At 38.8% G+C, this 18,210-nt stretch carries 13 protein-coding genes; 3 read left to right on the top strand and 10 right to left on the bottom strand.

Annotated elements, in window-relative coordinates; all coding sequences use genetic code 11:
• Positions 1 to 589: 589 nt before the first annotated feature.
• The 7 genes from AC5KOD_RS16735 to AC5KOD_RS16705 form a co-directional block, all read right to left on the bottom strand.
• A complete protein-coding gene (locus AC5KOD_RS16735; RefSeq protein WP_496915722.1) occupies positions 590 to 2,821 on the bottom strand; it encodes a glycoside hydrolase family 3 N-terminal domain-containing protein in 2,232 nt (743 codons plus the stop codon).
• 8 nt (positions 2,822 to 2,829) lie between these two features.
• Positions 2,830 to 5,880 (bottom strand): alpha-mannosidase, encoded by a 3,051-nt coding sequence (locus AC5KOD_RS16730; protein ID WP_496915721.1) that lies wholly within the window; start codon positions 5,878 to 5,880, stop codon positions 2,830 to 2,832.
• A gap of 14 nt (positions 5,881 to 5,894) precedes the next feature.
• Entirely contained in the window at positions 5,895 to 7,238 is a 1,344-nt protein-coding gene (locus AC5KOD_RS16725; RefSeq protein WP_496915720.1) for a beta-N-acetylhexosaminidase, read from the bottom strand.
• A gap of 37 nt (positions 7,239 to 7,275) precedes the next feature.
• Complete coding sequence (locus AC5KOD_RS16720; RefSeq protein ID WP_496915719.1) at positions 7,276 to 8,607, bottom strand: alpha-L-fucosidase; 1,332 nt, start codon at positions 8,605 to 8,607, stop codon at positions 7,276 to 7,278.
• 103 nt (positions 8,608 to 8,710) lie between these two features.
• Entirely contained in the window at positions 8,711 to 10,147 is a 1,437-nt protein-coding gene (locus tag AC5KOD_RS16715) for an ABC transporter substrate-binding protein (protein ID WP_496915718.1), read from the bottom strand.
• 61 nt (positions 10,148 to 10,208) lie between these two features.
• Positions 10,209 to 11,132 (bottom strand): carbohydrate ABC transporter permease, encoded by a 924-nt coding sequence (locus AC5KOD_RS16710; RefSeq protein WP_496915717.1) that lies wholly within the window; start codon positions 11,130 to 11,132, stop codon positions 10,209 to 10,211.
• 18 nt (positions 11,133 to 11,150) lie between these two features.
• Entirely contained in the window at positions 11,151 to 12,122 is a 972-nt protein-coding gene (locus AC5KOD_RS16705; RefSeq protein WP_496915716.1) for an ABC transporter permease, read from the bottom strand.
• A gap of 208 nt (positions 12,123 to 12,330) precedes the next feature.
• Between AC5KOD_RS16705 and AC5KOD_RS16700 the strand changes: the two genes are divergently transcribed.
• From AC5KOD_RS16700 to AC5KOD_RS16690, 3 genes are read left to right on the top strand one after another with little or no spacing between them, the layout of a single operon-like run.
• Entirely contained in the window at positions 12,331 to 13,038 is a 708-nt protein-coding gene (locus AC5KOD_RS16700; protein WP_496915715.1) for a DUF624 domain-containing protein, read from the top strand.
• Positions 13,016 to 14,755, top strand: a complete 1,740-nt coding sequence (locus AC5KOD_RS16695) for a sensor histidine kinase (protein ID WP_496915714.1) — start codon at positions 13,016 to 13,018, stop codon at positions 14,753 to 14,755. Before AC5KOD_RS16700 ends, AC5KOD_RS16695 begins: the two co-directional genes overlap by 23 nt.
• Before the next feature lies 1 nt (position 14,756).
• Complete coding sequence (locus AC5KOD_RS16690) at positions 14,757 to 16,283, top strand: response regulator transcription factor (protein ID WP_496915713.1); 1,527 nt, start codon at positions 14,757 to 14,759, stop codon at positions 16,281 to 16,283.
• A 48-nt stretch (positions 16,284 to 16,331) separates the two neighbouring features.
• Here AC5KOD_RS16690 and AC5KOD_RS16685 read toward each other — a convergent pair whose 3' ends face one another.
• From AC5KOD_RS16685 to AC5KOD_RS16675, 3 genes are all read right to left on the bottom strand, one after another.
• The gene (locus AC5KOD_RS16685; RefSeq protein WP_496915712.1) at positions 16,332 to 16,766 is read right to left on the bottom strand and encodes a universal stress protein; all 435 of its coding nucleotides are present in this window, start codon (positions 16,764 to 16,766) and stop codon (positions 16,332 to 16,334) included.
• 171 nt (positions 16,767 to 16,937) lie between these two features.
• Positions 16,938 to 17,453, bottom strand: coding sequence for a helix-turn-helix domain-containing protein (locus tag AC5KOD_RS16680; RefSeq protein ID WP_496915711.1), 516 nt, complete (start codon positions 17,451 to 17,453; stop codon positions 16,938 to 16,940).
• A 248-nt stretch (positions 17,454 to 17,701) separates the two neighbouring features.
• Complete coding sequence (locus tag AC5KOD_RS16675; protein WP_496915710.1) at positions 17,702 to 18,184, bottom strand: pyridoxamine 5'-phosphate oxidase family protein; 483 nt, start codon at positions 18,182 to 18,184, stop codon at positions 17,702 to 17,704.
• Positions 18,185 to 18,210: the final 26 nt, after the last annotated feature.

Here is an 18,210-nt window from a genome sequence, read left to right as displayed (position 1 = left end):
ACAGATACCTAGAAAAAATTTGTATTCTTCTCTAGGTTTATTTATGTTGCATTAAAAATCACAACAAACAATTTTAAAATAGTTCAGTTTTTACTTGACCTTTTTATAGCTGGCTTATAAGTGTCTCCTTGTTCTTTCTTTAGTGTAATAAAAAAAGCCTTTACATACAATCATTTGACATAAAAATAACAAATAGCCTTATCTTTTCGTCATTATTACAACTATAAATCCTGTAAAATCCTCCCATACTAGTGATCCAAATAATTGATATCAACTGAAAAGAACTACGAGAAAAAGGGCCTGTGACATAAGTCACGCCCCAATTTTATTTCACGTATATTGTGCGATAAACACGTTCCAAACGTCTGCTCACTACGTTTTACTACGCTACGCTTCGTTGTCCTAAACTTCTAAGCAACTAAAGTTGCAAGCCATCATTCTTTGGGCTTTAGCCCTTAGAAATGAGGGACATCGAAGTGAAGGCTCGGCAATTTCTCAAAACCCAAGCAATCTAAATTACCGATTGTTCGGATTCTTCGAGATTGCTGTTAATTTTAGCTAAGTCGCCTAACAATTGTATTACTCATTATCAAAAAGAAAGACGATCTTCCCAGACAAAATCAGTCGCCTCAACTCTCAGAGTAAAGTCAGTCATTAGGGCCTGTTTCATGTTTTCATCCAGTTCCGTCAACTCCATCAGTGATAAGTCGATTTCAAAAGTCTCACTTTGCTTTGGCTCTAGCCAAATTTTTTCAAAACCTTTCAGTTCCTTCACTCGCGTTACCACTCGTTTTTGATGACTTTTCACATAGACTTGGATGACCTCCGCTCCTCTACAATGGCCCGTATTGCTTAATTGGCCAGTTATTTTGAGTGGTTTTCCTGCTAGTAACTCTGCCTTGCTGCTTTGATTAACTGCTAGCTCAGTTACCTCAAAGCTCGTATAAGAGAGACCCATTCCAAAAGGATAGAGTGGCTTACCACTATCGTCTGCGTACTCTTTCTTAAAAGCAACCTCACGGTAATTATAGTAAATAGGTAACTGTCCATTACTAGCTGGCAAAGACATCGCTAGTTTTCCAGAAGGAGACTCAGTAAACAGAGTCTTTGCGATGGCTTCACCACCATGCTCACCGGGATAGCCCGCAATAATTAACGCATCAAGATAGGGCTCTATTTCAGTTAAAATATGAGGTCTTCCTTGAATTAAAACTCCGATTAGTGGCTTTTCTAAACAAGATAGCGCCTTAACTAATTCAACTTGTGGCTGAGGTAATGCTAAATTGGCTAAGTCGATATTTTCACCATTCGTCATCTCATTTGAGCCTGAAAGAGCCGCTCCGTTCGCATCAAAGGTGGTCGAAAAATCTCTTGCACTAGAGCCACCTAAAACAAGAACAATTGCCTCAGCCTCCTCAGCAGCAGTTAAGGCTTCTTCAATACCGCAAGCAAGTTCTGCAGTGATCAACGAACCTTCGGCGAAAGCTACCTCCGTCGATGTTTCCATGAGATGAGCCTTGATTCCTCCTAGAACAGTTATGCAATTTGCTTCATTTTTAAAAGGAGTGTAATCGCCTAATTGATTGTATAATTTATCCGCATTTGGCCCAATAACCGCCAGTTTTTTTAGCTCTGCTGACAGGGGTAAACAGTTCTTTTCATTTTTCAACAAAACCAGAGATTCTTTTGCAAGCTGAACAGACCAATATCGCTTTTCTTCCAGTGAAACAGCCGTTATTTCCGGCGTTGGCTGTGTAAATAGCCCCATTTTTTCTTTCAAGCGCAATACTCGCAAAACAGCTTGATCTATCACACTTTCAGCTAAACGCCCACTGATTACTGCTTCTTCTAAGTAAGGATAGACATCATCCCATAAGCTAATATCCACCCCACTAGTTATAGCTAAGATAGCCGCTTCGATCGGATCATCTGTCAACTCAACTAAGCGATCAAGCGCACAGCCGTCAGCCATAACAGCTCCATCAAAGCCCATTTCAGATCGTAATAACTCATTTAGTAGCGCCGAATTACCATGACACAGCTTGCCATCTAGATCATTGTATGCGGCCATAGTCAACTGCGCACCGTTAGCAATCCCGTATGCCATGGGAGGAAAATGAATCTCTCTCAGCTCCCGTTGACCAATATTGACAGGCCCAGAATTATGACCGCCCATTGCAGAGCCTTGGCCAGCAAAATGTTTAAGAACAGCAAGAACATGCTCGCGATCAATGGTGGTTCCGTCACCTCCTTGTAACCCTCTCAAAGCACCAACAGTAAACTGACCCGCTAAAAACGGGTCTTCACTGAAGCACTCCTCTGTTCTTCCCCAACGCGGATCACGGGCGATATCCAAAGTCGAAATCAACCCTAAATGGGCGCCTTTCCCCCGTATATCTCGTGCAACAACTTCCTGTACTTGTTGATACAACTTAGGATTCCAACTAGCTCCTACTGAAATATTAGCTGCCGTCGTTAGTGACTCTAGCCCTTGGTGACCATGTGGACACTCCTCAGATAAAAAAGCGGGTATCTTCAATCGAGTATGGTGTTCAAGATAAGTCTGGATGAGCTGACTGACATACAGTGCTTCCTCAGTAGTCAAACCCGTCTCACTATTTTTTCCTGACCACGGATCGGATCGAAACACACCATAAATAAAACCAAGACTTCCCCACCTCGTAACCTCTTGCTTAAAGGTCTCTGTCAAAGAAATTTCATTACCTTTCTTTTGATAAACCTGCCAACCATATAAGCGCTGATTAAGCTGCCCCACTTTTTCTTTCAGCGTCATCGTTTGCATTAATCGAGTAACACTCATGATTTTCCTCACTTTATATATAATTTTATCGTTTGAATCTCAAAAGGCTTAAACTCAATAGTAATCTTTCCTTCCAGAATCTCCAAAGGCGCTAATTCATTTTCTAACAAATCACAAAGAACGGCCTTTTGAACAAGAGATTTCACCTTCAAAGTCGCCAAAGTCTGATTATTATGAAACTCGTAGAGTCTAACAATCACATTATCATCAGCTTCAGCTTTCTTTAACGTATCGAGTAAAATATTTTTTTGCTCAACTATCGCCCAACTAGTTAACTGCTCTTCTGTTAGACTTCCTGCCGCAATCGGAGTAACGAGAGCTGGCGTATTCAAGTCCAATGCCTCCTCCATCGTTTGTGCTTCTTTCCACGTACCACGGTGAGGATAGATTGAATAGGTAAAATGATGATGTCCCTGATCAGCCTCTGGATTTGGGTCGGTCGCTGATTTAATCAACGTCACGCCAATCAGCTGATAGCCAACATTAAAACCATACTTGCAATCAGTCAGCACACTTACACCAAAATTACCTTCCGAAAGATCTACCCACTTCTGACCGCAAACCTCGAATCGCGCTTGATCCCAAGACGTATTCGTATGAATCGGACGTTCAACATTACCAAATTGACTATCAAAGGTTGCTTTCAATGTATTCACTTCTATTGGAAATTGCGCCTTGAGTAATACGTGCTGATGATGCCACTCTACCTTCGTTTCAAAATCAATTCTCGGACTGTGACGATAAAAATGAATAAACTGCCTAATAGTCGAGACCTCAAACCTCCTTTCAATTACGAGCGTTTGCCTAATAGGGCCATCTTCAATCACTTTGGCTGATTGAACCTGATGAATAGGCCACTCCTTGTCTTTATAGTAATAGTCAATATCCCAAGCATCAAAATTTAGCGGCAAATCTTCATAAGCAACTAATTGATTAAAGCGTTGTCCTTTCGGTACTACTTGCCTTTTAGTCACCTTATCAACCAGCGACTCAATCTCATAATTATGATCAAATGTTAGTTGATAATATTCTGTCTCGAAAGAGTGACCCAAGCTCTCTTCACTCGGAGTACTTAGCGCCTCTCCTTTAACCCGAGTCAGCCTTTTTCCACTAAGACCTGCCACATCAGGAATTAGCGCTAACAAACCGCCATCAGCAGTCTTTTGCTGAATAATTGTTTGAGTACCATCGACTAAAGAGTCAGTAATGTCTTCTGGGAGCCTCACTAAAAGACTGCGCGTTTTTGCTAAAGGATTATAAACTAACAACTCTGCAGAGTAAGTATTCGTAAATTGATCAGCAATTAATTGCGTCGCCAACCGCTTCGTTTCCTGGTAGTCTCGATCCGTTTGATCATAGACCTCTTTGATCGAACTTCCCGGTAAAGTATCATGAAACTGGTTTAAGAGAGTCACTTTCCACATGCTGGCTAACTGAGAGTGAGGATAATTTGCTAAAGCAAGTTGCACAAATAACTTTTCTAAGGATTGTAACAACGTCTCAGTCTCACGGTTATACTTCTTATTTTTTGCTAGTGAAGTGTACGTTCCACGGTGGTATTCAAAATAGAGCTCCCCCATCCATCTTGGAACTTGCTTGCCTTGAAGTCTCGTTTCAAGTCGCTTAAAGTACTCCTGTGGAAATCCAGATATTACCTTAGGCATCCCTGGTAAGCCATTCTTCATCCGCGTAGCAACCTCTAGCATCTCCCGTGTCGGGCCTCCTCCACCATCCCCAAACCCATAAGCCAGCAGTATCTCATCGTTAATATTTTTTTGCTGATAGCGATCCCAGCTCCCCTTAACAGAGTACGGGTCCAGCATCCCATTATAAGTCGTATAATAAGGAGTGGGGCTATAGCCTTCGCTAATTGTTGTGATAAAATGAGTCAATACTTCACTACCATCAAGTCCCTTCCAATAAAAAGTATCATAAGGAATTTGATTGTACTGGTTCCATGACAGCTTGGTCGTCATAAAGTACGGTGTGTTCGTCTTCTTTAATATTTGTGGCAAAGCGGCAGAATAACCAAAGACATCTGGTAGCCAAAGAACCTGACTGTCCTTACCAAACTCCTCTTTAATAAACTGTTTACCATAGACAATTTGCCGAACCAATGATTCTCCCGAAGTCAAATTACAATCCGCCTCTACCCACATGGCGCCTTCTGGTTGCCAACGATCCTCAACAATTTTTTGCTTGATTTGTTGGTAGAGTTCAGGATATTTTTCTTTGATAAATTGATACATTTGAGGCTGGCTTTGAATAAATGTATAGTCTGGGTATTCCTCCATCAATTTTAAAACAGTTGAAAAACTTCGCTGTCCTTTTTCAATAGCCTGAGCAACTGTCCATAACCACGCAATATCTATATGAGTGTGTCCAACAGCTAAAACAGTGGCAATTTCCTGAAAATCAGTCCGCTCATATAACTCGCTTCGTAAAACCTCCCTAGCCTGAGACAACCCTTGATAATAAGGACTCGAATAAGGCAGACGGAAATCAAGAAACCGACTCGCTTTCTTCAATACCTCCTCATAAATTAATTCTGAAGAACTATCGCCTAAAACAGATCGCCAGCTTTCAAGTGCCACATAAAAATCAAAATAAGTCTCTCGAGTCTGATGATCTAGCTCCTGTAGCTTAATAAAAATTGGGTATTTTTTTTCTTCTCGGCCACTGAATACCTCTAGCCGAAGCTTTAACGGCGAAGCCTCTATTAACTCTTGAGGCAATATCACTTCTCGATGCTTCACATCTAACCCTTGAATCAACTGATCATTAAGATAAAGAGTCATTTGCGGATTAGTCGCATTATCCCATTCAGTCTCAGAAGAATAAATCCCTAGACTCAAAAAACTTTCTCGCCACTCTTCAGGAATCACAAGTTCCCCTTCAATCGTATAATAATGATTTTTTTGACCAAAATAGTCCCCTGATTGAAGGACTCTCTCTGTTCCCCCCTCACGAATAATCATGTTTCGTATCTCACTTCTATTTTTAACAATACTCTTCTGTAACTCTTGATTCATCCTCTGAATACTTTCTCTCGCTAGCATAGTGTCACTTCCCTTTATACGTCATCTATCTTAGTCCATAATTTTGCAGCAAATGCTTGTAAAGGCTCTTTGAGTTTTGTCATCACATCAGCTTCTGTTAATGCCTCTGGCCGATCACTCCAAATGGCAAATGACGCCCCTTTAACCTGAGACAGCTCTGAGTCTTGAATCTTTTGTTGTTGAGGAAAATCCGTAAGTTGCCAGTTTCGAGAAATTGTTTCAGCACTTGGATAACGATAACCCGCCGCCTCACCTAAGACGAAATAGAAATAATTATCATTATAATTAATTACTTGATACCCCTTATCCAAATATGTTTGAACACTTGCCATCTGTTGACTCCAACGAGTCCAATAGGTAATCTCAACCTCTTTTGACAACTCTACTAAATTAGGTTGATTAAGACGATAAAATCCGTCGTTCCAAACTCTAGGAATGAAGCCAGCCTGAGTTACTAATTCTATAAGATCATTGGTATACTCAATATATAATTCAATGCCACTGGCGCTCTCACCGTATTTTGCTCGAGCAGTCTGTTGAATTTTTGGATAAGCCTCAAAAGAATCAAAATCAATAAATTCATCTGCCCCAATATGGAAATAACGACTTCCCTTAAACAACTCAAAGTATTCACAAATCAGTTCCTTAACCGCAGCTACCGCTTCACTATTGGTAATATCCAGAGCACGATGATCGATCAGGTCGTCAGGCTCACCTATTCGCTCAAGGCGCCATTGAGGATAAAAACTAAGTAAATTTTTCAAATGGCCTGGACTATCCAATTCAGGAATAATTTGAATGTAGCGTTGTTCCGCATAAACAATCAGATCACAAACCTCGGCCTTGCTTAAATGCTCTCTTGATACAATCTCGGGGAAAGTGGTTGACTCAACACGAAATCCTTCATTCTCAGAAAAATGCAGCTGTAACGTATTTAATTTTAATGCTGCCATCTCGTCAATCAGCGTGCATAACCATTCCTTCGAATAAAATTTACGTCCTATATCAATCATCAATGATCGTTCAGCTAAAGCCGGCTGCCAGCATATCTGCCTCGTAGCACCACCTGAACTTACCCATTCATTAAACCCATAATATAGCCCCGCCATATCAGATGCAGACAAAATCAAACAATCATCAGACACCAAACAAAAGCTTTCAGGTCCTAATGAGCCATCAGCAACTAGCCTTAAAATCACATCATCTTTTGTACAATCCATTAAATCAAAGGGATAGACAGACACTTGAAGCTGCTTCTCTCTTACCCATGATTGAATCAGCTCTACCCCCTCTTGTTCTTCACCTTGTTGGGTGTCAAAAAGAAGTCGCTGACACTCTGGCATTGACACATCATTCATTTTCTCCATCCTCTCATGCTGATTTCATCCTTCTCATCTATTGGTTCAAGATTATTTTAAGCCCTAATGCCTCTTTTTCCCCAGTATCTGGCAAAGAATAACTTGATTGATTCGCATTTGGCACTAGTAATTTTCCTGTTGCCAGTAGTTCAACTTGAGAAACTTTAGTTGGCTCTAATCCAATCTCTCTAAGCTCAAACTCTCTTGGATAATCGTCAGTATCTAATAGCTGAAATGCATAAATGGCAGATTTTTTCTGCGTCAGCAACCACTCACTCTGATTATCAAGTGTTGCAGGTCGCGTCCCATAAATGCCCTCGCCATTATTAGATAACCACTCACCCATGCCTGCCATCAACTCTTCGGCTTCTGCAGGTAAGGTCCCATCAGGCTTCGGCCCGACTCCTAAGATTAGATTGCCACCTTTAGCCACTACCTGAACTAATAAATGAATAATCTCCTTCAACGATTTATACGTATCATTCGGAACGTAGCCCCAATTATTTGCCAGAGGAATATTACTTTCCCAAACTTTTTTAGGTGGAATCTCCGGAACAGCGCGTTCTGGAGTTACGTAATTTTCATAGTCACCGCCAATGGTTCGATCAACGATGATTAAATCCTTTTGTAAGTGTCTTAAGTCAGTAGCAATTTCGGCCATCCGTAAATCTTCACCACTTTGAGGCCCAACCCAGCCAGCATCTAGCCATAAAATATCTACCTTGCCATAATCACTCATGATTTCGGTTAACTGACCTTGCACAAATTGCACAAAACGTTCCCACATTTCTGGATCAGCCGTCGCCTGATAACTTGCCTGACGCCCAATCGCATGCTGTCCCGGTACCCAATAATAAGGAGAATGCCAATCAGCCTTGGAGTAATAAGCCCCAACAACTAATCCTTCCTCTCTAAATGAGTCAAAGACCGCTTTCAAAATATCCCGTTGAGGATGAGAGGAAAATGGCAACTCTGGTGAAGTAATTTTGTAATCAGTCAATTGCGTGTCATACATAGTGAAACCATCGTGATGCTTCGTCGTAAAGAGTAAATAATTGAAGCCTGCTGCTCGGCATTTTTCAGCCCAATCTGCTGGATCAAATTGTTGAGGATTAAACTGTTCACTTAGCCCCCAGTAATCCTCTCTTAATGTCGTCAAATCCTCTCGCCATGGCTCTTTCCGCGCCCAATCATCCTCCTCAGACAATTGCCATGACTCAACAATTCCCGCTTCTGCATACAGGCCCCAGTGCATGATAACCCCTAGTTTCATGTCCTGAAACTCCTCTAATCGCTGCCTTAAGCCTTCTGACATCACAGATACGTCTTCTTGCCATTTTATTTCTTCAATATCACCACGAATTGCCATTTTACATTTCCTCCTTGATAAAGGAATAGTTGCGAGCGACTCCAAGAAGCTAGAATTAGCAACTACATGAGACGCTTCGCAACTATTCATTAATTCTGTTAATTTATTTTTTCCATTGATCGTACTGTGCCTGCATTTCCTTTACAACATCATCCAAACCAGCAGCCTTCATCTTTGTTTCCATCTTTTTCAAGTTTTCTTCTGGGTCAACTGAACCAGTATTAATTAAATTTTTAAATTCTTCTTGAACGTTATTTAATGCTGCAATTTGAGTTGACACACTGGTTGTATCAAAGTTAAATCCTAGGGCAGGCGAAGGGGTTGCCGTTGTATTGTATTCTTTCAAAATATCCCATTCATCTGTTTGAGCACCCTCAGCGTGATATAAATTGAAATAACTACCAAACATATAATAAGGCATCGTATAGTTACTATGAGCATCTAACCACTTAATCGTGTCGTCACCTGTTTTTTCGTAGTGCGTGCCTTCAATTCCGTAAGCCATTAAATTCATTAATACTGGATCTGTATTTACAGCTTCTAATAATTTCATCGCTTCTTTCGGATGTGCAGAATTAGCCCCAACTACGGTTCCTGAACCAACGGCTGAAGCATTCGTGACGATTGAATCAGTCATTTGAGTCACAACAACTGGTTTTTTGACTTGATCTTCCACTGTTGCTGTATCCAGTGGCCCCATAACCGTTGAGGTCACAAACCAATCTTTTCCAACAATATCCGTCTGCTTAGCTAAGGCCGCATTTTCATTGATATAACCAGCCTCCATAAACTTGCGAACTTTTTTCACTCGTTCTAAATAAGGTGCCTCAAAAAAGTAATCAGTGATCTTATTCTGATCACCTTCCAAATTAATCCCGACAGACGTATTTAGCTCATCAAATTCATAGGGATTTTTATAGCCTTCCGACATATACCAAGGGAAAATCCCTTCTCCCTCTTTAATTTTTTTCAGCCAAGGCTCCAAATCATCATACGTTTTAATCTCTTCATAAGGAACTTTGTATTTATCGACTAGCTCTTTATTGAAGACAAAAAATTCAGTTGCCGCAATTTCTTTTTGAGTTGGTACTACATAGACCTTCCCATCAATTTCCGCTCCCTGCCAAAACTTATTATCGAGAGACTCTTTTAAAGTTGAATTAGCGCCATCCAAGTATTCTGTTATATCTAAAAAGCCTCCTTTACGTGCATTCGTCAGATAATTAAACCCACCTAGCCAAGATGCCGTAAAAGCCAAATCAAAGGTCTCTCCTGCATTAACCAGCGCACTCATCTTTTGATCATACTCTCCCCAATCAATCTGATTAAGCGTCACCGTCACATCATATTTCTCTTTCGTATACTCGTTAACTGCCTCATTAACCTTATCTATATCCTTTTGCGGAATCCCCGTCAAATACCACGTCAAATTAACCGTCCCAGACGCGTCTTTCTTCGCTTCTTTTTTACCACATCCAACCACTAGTAAAACCATCGCCAGAAGTAACGCGACCCCAATAACTTTTTTACCTTTAACCATCTGTGAAACCTCCAATATATTTTATTAGATGACACCTTACACTCATCTAGTTAACCCACAGCTACTCTTTGACCGCTCCAACCGTCAATCCACCAATAAAATACTTTTGGAAAAAAGGATACGCAATTAGAATTGGCGCCGTCGATAGTACTACCACTGCCATTTTTATTGTTTCAGTCGGCAATGAATTACTCGCAGTCATTCCCATTTTCCCCGCATTATTAGCAATAAACTCAATATTTGTTTCCATCTTCATCAGCAAATATTGTAAGGGAACAATTTTATTACTGTCGATATATAGTAACGCACTGAACCAATCATTCCAATACCCAAGAGTCAGGAACAGCGCGATAGTCGCCAATCCCGGCAATGATAACGGTAAAATTATTCTAAAATAAATTGTCCACTCACTTGCCCCATCCATATAAGCCGACTCAATCAGAGCCTCTGGCACCGACATCTGATAAAAAGTTCTGAGAATCATGATCGAAAAGGTACTCATGCATAGTGGCAAAATCAACGACCAGATCGAATTTCGCAATCCCAAAATGTTAACTATCACAATATAATTTCCAATAATACCGCCACTAAATAACATTGGCATAATCGAATATTTGGATAAGAAGCCTCGATAAGCATAATTTTTCCGTGACAATGTGTACGCGAAGGTCGACATTAAAAAGACCCCAATAATCGTTCCCATCGCCGTCACAAAAATAGTGGTTCCAAATGATTTAAACACAGCCCCATCTTCAAAAATTATTCGATACGCCTCTAAACTCCATTTATCTGGAATAAACCGATACCCAGTTTTTTGAATGGTCGCCGAATCCGTAAAAGAGATAATGACCACCAAAATAAAAGGAATCACGCTCAATAAAGTAATAATTCCTAAAAAGCAGGTAATAACTATATTAGATTTCCGACTCACTCGTCCAAAACGATTAAGGGATTCGCCTAATGTTGCTTGTTTTTTTTCTTCCATACTACGTATCCTCTCTTTCTAAAATAGACTTTGTCCTTTGTCAATCTTCTTAACAATTCCATTAGTTAACAGTACTAAAGCAAAGCCAACCACAGATTGCAATAATCCGCCTGCAGCCGATAGACCAATATCCCCCATCGTCGCTAACCCCCGATAGATATACGTATCAACTGTTTGTGTCACAGGAATTAAAGCACCAGAATCCTTTGGTACTTGGTAAAATAAGCCAAAATCTGATCTAAAAATACCGCCGACTGCTAATATCAATAAAATAACAATAACCGGTCTTAACATTGGTAAGGTTATGTGCTTAATCTGCTGCCATTTACTCGCACCATCAAGCATTGCCGCCTCATAATAAGACTTATCGAACCCACAAATAGCTGCCAAATAAATAATCATGTTATAGCCCATTGTTTTCCAAATTGATACAAGCGTCAGTATGAAGGGCCAATACTTCGGCTCCATATAAAATTGAATAGGCTTCATTCCAACTATTTTTAACAGCCCATTAACATACCCACCTGTCGGGTCCAAAAAAGCAAAAACGATGTAACTAACCACCACCATCGATAAAAAATACGGAATAAATAAGACACTTTGATACAGTTTTGATAATTGCTTACTGAAAATTTCATTTAGCATCAAGGCCATTGCCAAAGGAATGATAATGCCTAATAAAATGAAAAGAACGTTATACCCCACTGTATTACGAATAATCAAGGAAGCGTCACCACTTTTGAATAGAAAATTAAAATTTTCAAACCCTACCCATTCACTCTGCATAAAACTTTCAAAAAAATTACCATGTAATCTAAACCGTTTAAATGCGACAAATATAGCAAACATGGGTAAGTAAGAAAAAATCGCAAACCAAATGATTCCTGGAACCGATAAGATAAACAGCTCTTTATTTTTGCTAAACCGTTTCCACTTCTCTTTAAACTTGCCCTCTTTCTTAGTCTTATTTGTTGCTGAACTGATTTCCATATTGCTTGCCTCCTCGTCTTGTTGAATTAAGCATACCTAAAAGAAATCGCTTCCTCAATTGGTAAAATTTTAGATTTATTGTATGAATTATAGTTAACTTTTCTGTAGATTCTTCATCTCGTAGACTTTTATAATGAAGTCATTTATATTGATAAGTAAGCGCTGACTCTTATTTTTCCGCGTTAAAAAGAAAGGGGTTCCAATCATTATGTCTAAACAATTTCCACATGATGTCACGTCACTTCTTCACTTATTAATCCACATTCTTTTACTAAATGGACTATTTCTATTAGCGAACCTCCCACTAGTAATAGTATGTGTCACATTAGGTATAACCAGTTTAGAATATCCTTGGTTACTATTGCTCGCCAGTATCACTTTAGCGCCCTCGCTAATCGCCTTATTCAGGGCAACCTTTGCAGTCGTTGATCGGCAAGAATTAGGTATTTATCGGTTATTTATCCTAACCTTTAAAAAAAGTTTTTCTAAAGAAGTACTACCTCTTTACCTCATTCAATTGCTATTATTTTTCTTAAGCTTCGACCATCTGCTATTTGTTTTAGTCCCGAGCTTAACCATTTTGGCACCAGTTTATTTTGTCCTGCGATTAAGCTGCTTACTTGCCATTCCCTTCGTCAGTTTAGAGATAGCCTTATTCCGTCAACCGTTTAAAACAACTATGAGCAATCTCATCGTCTTGCTTTTTTCTAAACCACTTTTACATGGGTTAAGCTTACTATACACGGTTTTCAGCTTACTAATAGTTAACGAATTTCCAGCCAGCCTACTTCTCTTCACGTTCAGCGGCTACGCTTATCTCTTTATCAGTTTTGATTATTTGGCTTTAGCTGATAGAATAACCATAGGAAAAACTCAACAAAGGACTGAACAAGATGAGCTTTCAACAAACTCTTGAAAAATTTAATATTTTCAAACTACAAGCCTTTAGGCGAATGTTCAAGCAGTATCTATTTATTATTATTGGTGTCATTACGATTTTATTTTTTGTCTTTCACTCCTACGTATTAAGTATCAAACAAGAAAAAGCGTCTATCTTGGCAAATAACTATGTCACATTAAAAACAGAAGTCATCAAGGAACAAAATATCGTAGATACTCTTACCACTGAACTTTTTATCCAACAACCCTACTTAGAAGACCTCGATAATTTTTTAACTCTTGAATACAGTGATTATTTTGAATACAAAACAACCCAGTATATGAGCAGTGAATCGTCCAATTATTTTGGTACGTTAACTTTTATCAAAAAAATATTTTATTCCTATCCAAGCTGTAGCCGCATTATTTTTCATAATCGTGAGACTCACGCTTTAACTATTTTTTCTAGTGATACCGCGGATTTTTTAGAACGTAAGAAACTAGAACTACCCGATAAAGTACTCACGACGACAGACATTAATCAACTAATTTTGACCAATCAAACAACAGACGAACAATTACTTGCCTTTCATAAAACCTTAAATAACCCGTCTACTCTCGAAACAGTCGCAGATATGTACTATCTTTTTGATAATAAAGCCATTTATACCTCTCTTGAAACTCAAAATAAAGACTCAGCTGGAGAGCTTTTTTTATTAGACGACAAGCAACTGCTTTATGGGACTGATTCTGCTGAGGATTACGAAAGTTTACCAACTATTCAGCAAGAAAATCTCACGTCAACGTATCAATTGCTGAGCAAGCAAGATCCCAAAAAATTAGGGACCGCAGTTAGTCATCTCTATGTCTACTTTTGCCTAATTACTGTCCTAATTATCTTGATTTCATTGCCTTTTATTATTCACCATTTGCGAAATCTAGAAAGTAAGATCATGGCAATCTCTCATAAAATGACCGCGATTCAGCATGGTAATTTTGAGTCAAGTGACAATAATACAAGCAATAGCCCTGACGAATTCAATCTGATACTCGATGGCTTAGATGAAATGTCTGATCAGCTCAAACGTTATATTGACGACGTTTATGTCAGTGAAATCAAGCAAAAAAATTATCAAATGAAGACCCTGCGTTCTCAAATCAATCCTCATTTTTTGTATAACACACTTGAAGCGATTCGCATGAAAGCCATTATTAACCATGATACGGATGTCTCTGAAATGCTTTATAATACTTCACGATTATACAAAAACATGATTAAGGGAAAAGAATTGATTTCCCTTAGTGAGGAGCTCAGTTTTTGTAACGCTTATTTACGTCTATTTGAAATTCGATTTGAAGATAATTTATTTTATGATATTTCCTTTGACGAGGAGGTAGCATCAGTTCAAATTGAAAAATTATCCATCCAACCTCTGATTGAAAACTACATTGTTCACGGAATTGACTCCAGCAAAGACAATAATTTTATTGAAATTACGTGTGAAAAAGATAAAGATGACCTATTAATTATAGTGAAGGATAACGGTCAAGGTATTTCTTCAAATCGTTTACCTGAGATTCAAACCCAATTAGAAAATAATGCCATCGAATCGAGTGACTCAATGGGCTTATTAAACGTTAATTTTAGAATTAAAGAACTTTTTGGAATGGCCTACGGCGTGATGGTAGGAATAAATGATTGGCAAGGAGTCACTGTTACCTTGCGAATTCCGATTCAACAGGAGGGGATCTAAGATGAATATCTTAATAGTCGATGATGAAAAATTAATTCTTCAAGGAATCAAACAACTACTTGAAGAGACCGATATTGGCTTAACAACTATCGTAACGGCCAACTCAGGCGAAGAAGCAATCAGACGTTTCTATGAGTTCAAGCCAGCCATCGTCCTATCTGACATACGAATGCCTGGAATTAGTGGACTCGAGCTTATTAATCAACTGAAACAAACATCTATCCCGTTCAAATCGATTATCGTCAGTAGCTACGATGATTTTGACTACGCAAAAGAGGGGATTCTGCTTGGAATTGAAAACTACTTGATCAAACCCATTAATCAAAGTGAACTCATTACGACTATTACGGCTACAATCAAAAAAATAATGAATGAGCGCCTCACCAAACAGCTTTGGACCTCTAATGAACGAGAAATATTCAAGGATAATTTTCTCAGACGTTTACTCCAACAAGGTCTTTCAATTGACGATACACAAAATTGGGAGGAACTACTAAGACCCTTTAAAAATTGGGAAAAGTTGGCCGTCGCCACCATTACTTTTATCGAAGGTAGCTCTGTTGATGAGAAACAACAATTGCTACGCTCGTTGGAAAAGAAATTGCCTGTCGTTGAACGTATCAACCTCTCAACAGAAGAGCTAGGTCTGATTTACAACCCAGAAATTGCGTCAATAGAAGCTATCAAACACGTTATTTTGAGTAGTAAACTATTGCCAGATGTATTCGTAACATTTGGTTCAGCGGTTGAAACAATTAGCGAGATTCATCGCTCCTATGAATTGGCAAAAAAACTTCAACCCTATAGTTTAGTGTTTGGCTTTGGGCAATTTATTACCGAAGATGATATTAAGAAAGACTACCAATTTACTGAGAAAATCATGACCCAAGATGAATTAGCCCATCTGATCCATGACAATAATTATCACAATATCGAGAAAAAAATGCAGACACTTGAACAACATATTATTGATTCCAGATTTGGCCCCGTTGACATTCAAAATATGACAATCGGCATCGGCTTGATGCTTCACCGGATTTCTTCCGATTTAGGGATTACAACTACAGATGAAGTTAGCGAACTACGCTCATTAATGGAAACCATCACTGAACAACAAACTACTAGTCAAATAATTACCTTCTTATTAACTAAAATACACACGTTAATGCTGAAAATGAATGCGGCTGAGGTCAGCTATTCGCCCGTCATTCAACGAATTATCAAACTAATCGACACTGATTTAAGTGCCCATCACTCGCTAAAGCTATTAGCAGATCAGTTCAATATGAACTCAGCCTATCTTGGCCAACTCTTTCAAAAAGAGATTGGAGTCAGCTTTAATCAATATTGTCATCACCAACGAATGAAGCACGCTAACGAAAAAATTATCCATACCACTAATAAGATTAGTGATATTGCGAAAGCATTAGGGTATGACGATGTCAGTTACTTCTATCGTCTCTACAAAAAAGAATTCGGTGTTACTCCCAATAAAATTAGGGCGAACAAATTACTCTATAAAAAATAATAAAAACGCCTCGTCATTAGCTTGATTCTACTAATGACGACGCATTCTTTACTTAACCACTATGACATTACAAGGCGCATGATTGACGACATAATCAGTCGTTGAGCCCACAGTAAATTTTTGAATAGCCCCCTTGCCAGTTGCACCAATAACAATCAGGTCAATCGGATAGGCCTCGGGAATAATTTTAGTTAGATACTCTTTATGATTACCTAACTCAACAATCGCTTTTATCTCCTTAATACCAAACGCTTTTGCATCGTGAATTTTTTTCAACATCTCTTGTTCAACATATGCCTTTTCTTCCGCTAAAATTTTCGTGTAAGCATAGGCACTATATGCTACTTCTACTTCATTGATGATGCAGGCCACAAACAACGCCGCTCGGTTTTCTTTTGCTAGTTCTAATGCTTCTTGAAAAGCTTTTTCAGATTGCTTAGAGCCATCTACCGCCACTAAAATATGTTTATATCGTCCACTCATTGTAACCGCCTCCTTTCCTTAATTATAGCACCTCTGGTCTTACTCATCCTAATCAAATGGTAAAAAATTCAACTTTTTTTCTCATAACTAGCAAAATGGCCTCACTAATAAAATCTCTTAATCTTTTTCAATTAATCACTTTGATTAATTGACTGCTCATACTTAAATACACTATAAATACCCCATCGCATTTATAAAAATTAACAAAATGAAGCTTATTACGACAAAAATGACAACTAATCTAATCGTACTATCTTTCTCCTTGTCCAATTCACAGCTTTCTAATACTTTAATACGCTGATTAAAATAGAACATCGTGCCAAAGCCATTAAAAAGCACCGCAACCATTAACAGGGTGATAGCGATAGCCGGTTTTCGTCCAATAAATTGCATCCCTCCAATAATTAATAAGTTAACCACGGCTGCAACAATACTCATTTTCCGCGAATGCGCCAAATCAGTTTTCATCTTGATGTCTTTCACAATTGCTGATCCCTCCACTAATAAATGATCTAAGGAAAATCCTAAAAGCTTTGAAATTCGAATAAGACTTTCTATATCCGGCATCGTTTTATCATTTTCCCAATTGGAAATAGACTGCCTAGACACAAATATCTTTTCCGCCACCTCCTCTTGTGTCAGATTTAAAGCAAGTCTCTTTCGTCTAATTTTTTCACCAATACTCATATAATCCCCTGACTTTCATTGTAGTAATTACTGCCTCTACTATACAATCACTTCTCTTGGTCATTCAACTCTTATAGATGTAAAAGTGCTTTGACATCTTTTACTATCAAGTGTTTAGAGAATAAAAAGCCACTCTGTACTCCTTGACTAATTTCTATTTCTTCCGCTTTAAATCAAGCCAACAGAAAAACACAGTCGCATAAGTCATTCATAATAATTAAATGACTTATGCGACTGTGTTGAAGGAGCTACTTTGGCTGATTTTGTTTAACCGTATAATCCTTTACCGTAATTTTTATGATTGACGTGCCTGCAACCATCCTATCTGGCATCGGAGCGAACTCTTTTTCTCCAACCGAATGATCTAAAAGTAATATCAACGCCTGACGCTTTTCCTCTATATCCTGAATTAGTTCAGCCTGACCATATCCGATAAAACTGCGATAACTATAAGAATATTTATCTGGACGCTCTCCACCTGAAATCAGCTCATGATCTGTATCCAACTCTACTGCTACATGTCTATTTTGTTGAATCAAGGTCAACTTCTTGCCTTGTCTCGCGCCATGTACATAAAAAATCACCGTCTCGCCTTGCCAAACATACCCAAAATTTACGGGTACAATATACGGGTACTCATCCCCTTTCATGGCAATTCTAAGCACCTGACAGTCCGCTACTACTTGCTGGATGTCACCTAAATCCGTCAAAGCTCTTTCTTTCCGTCTCATTCTCTTGCCTCCTTCACTAGTTATAA

Source organism: Vagococcus sp. WN80Y (assembly GCF_059621045.1).
Note: the sequence above shows the minus strand (reverse complement) of the source record. Positions and strands in the feature narration are given on the sequence as shown.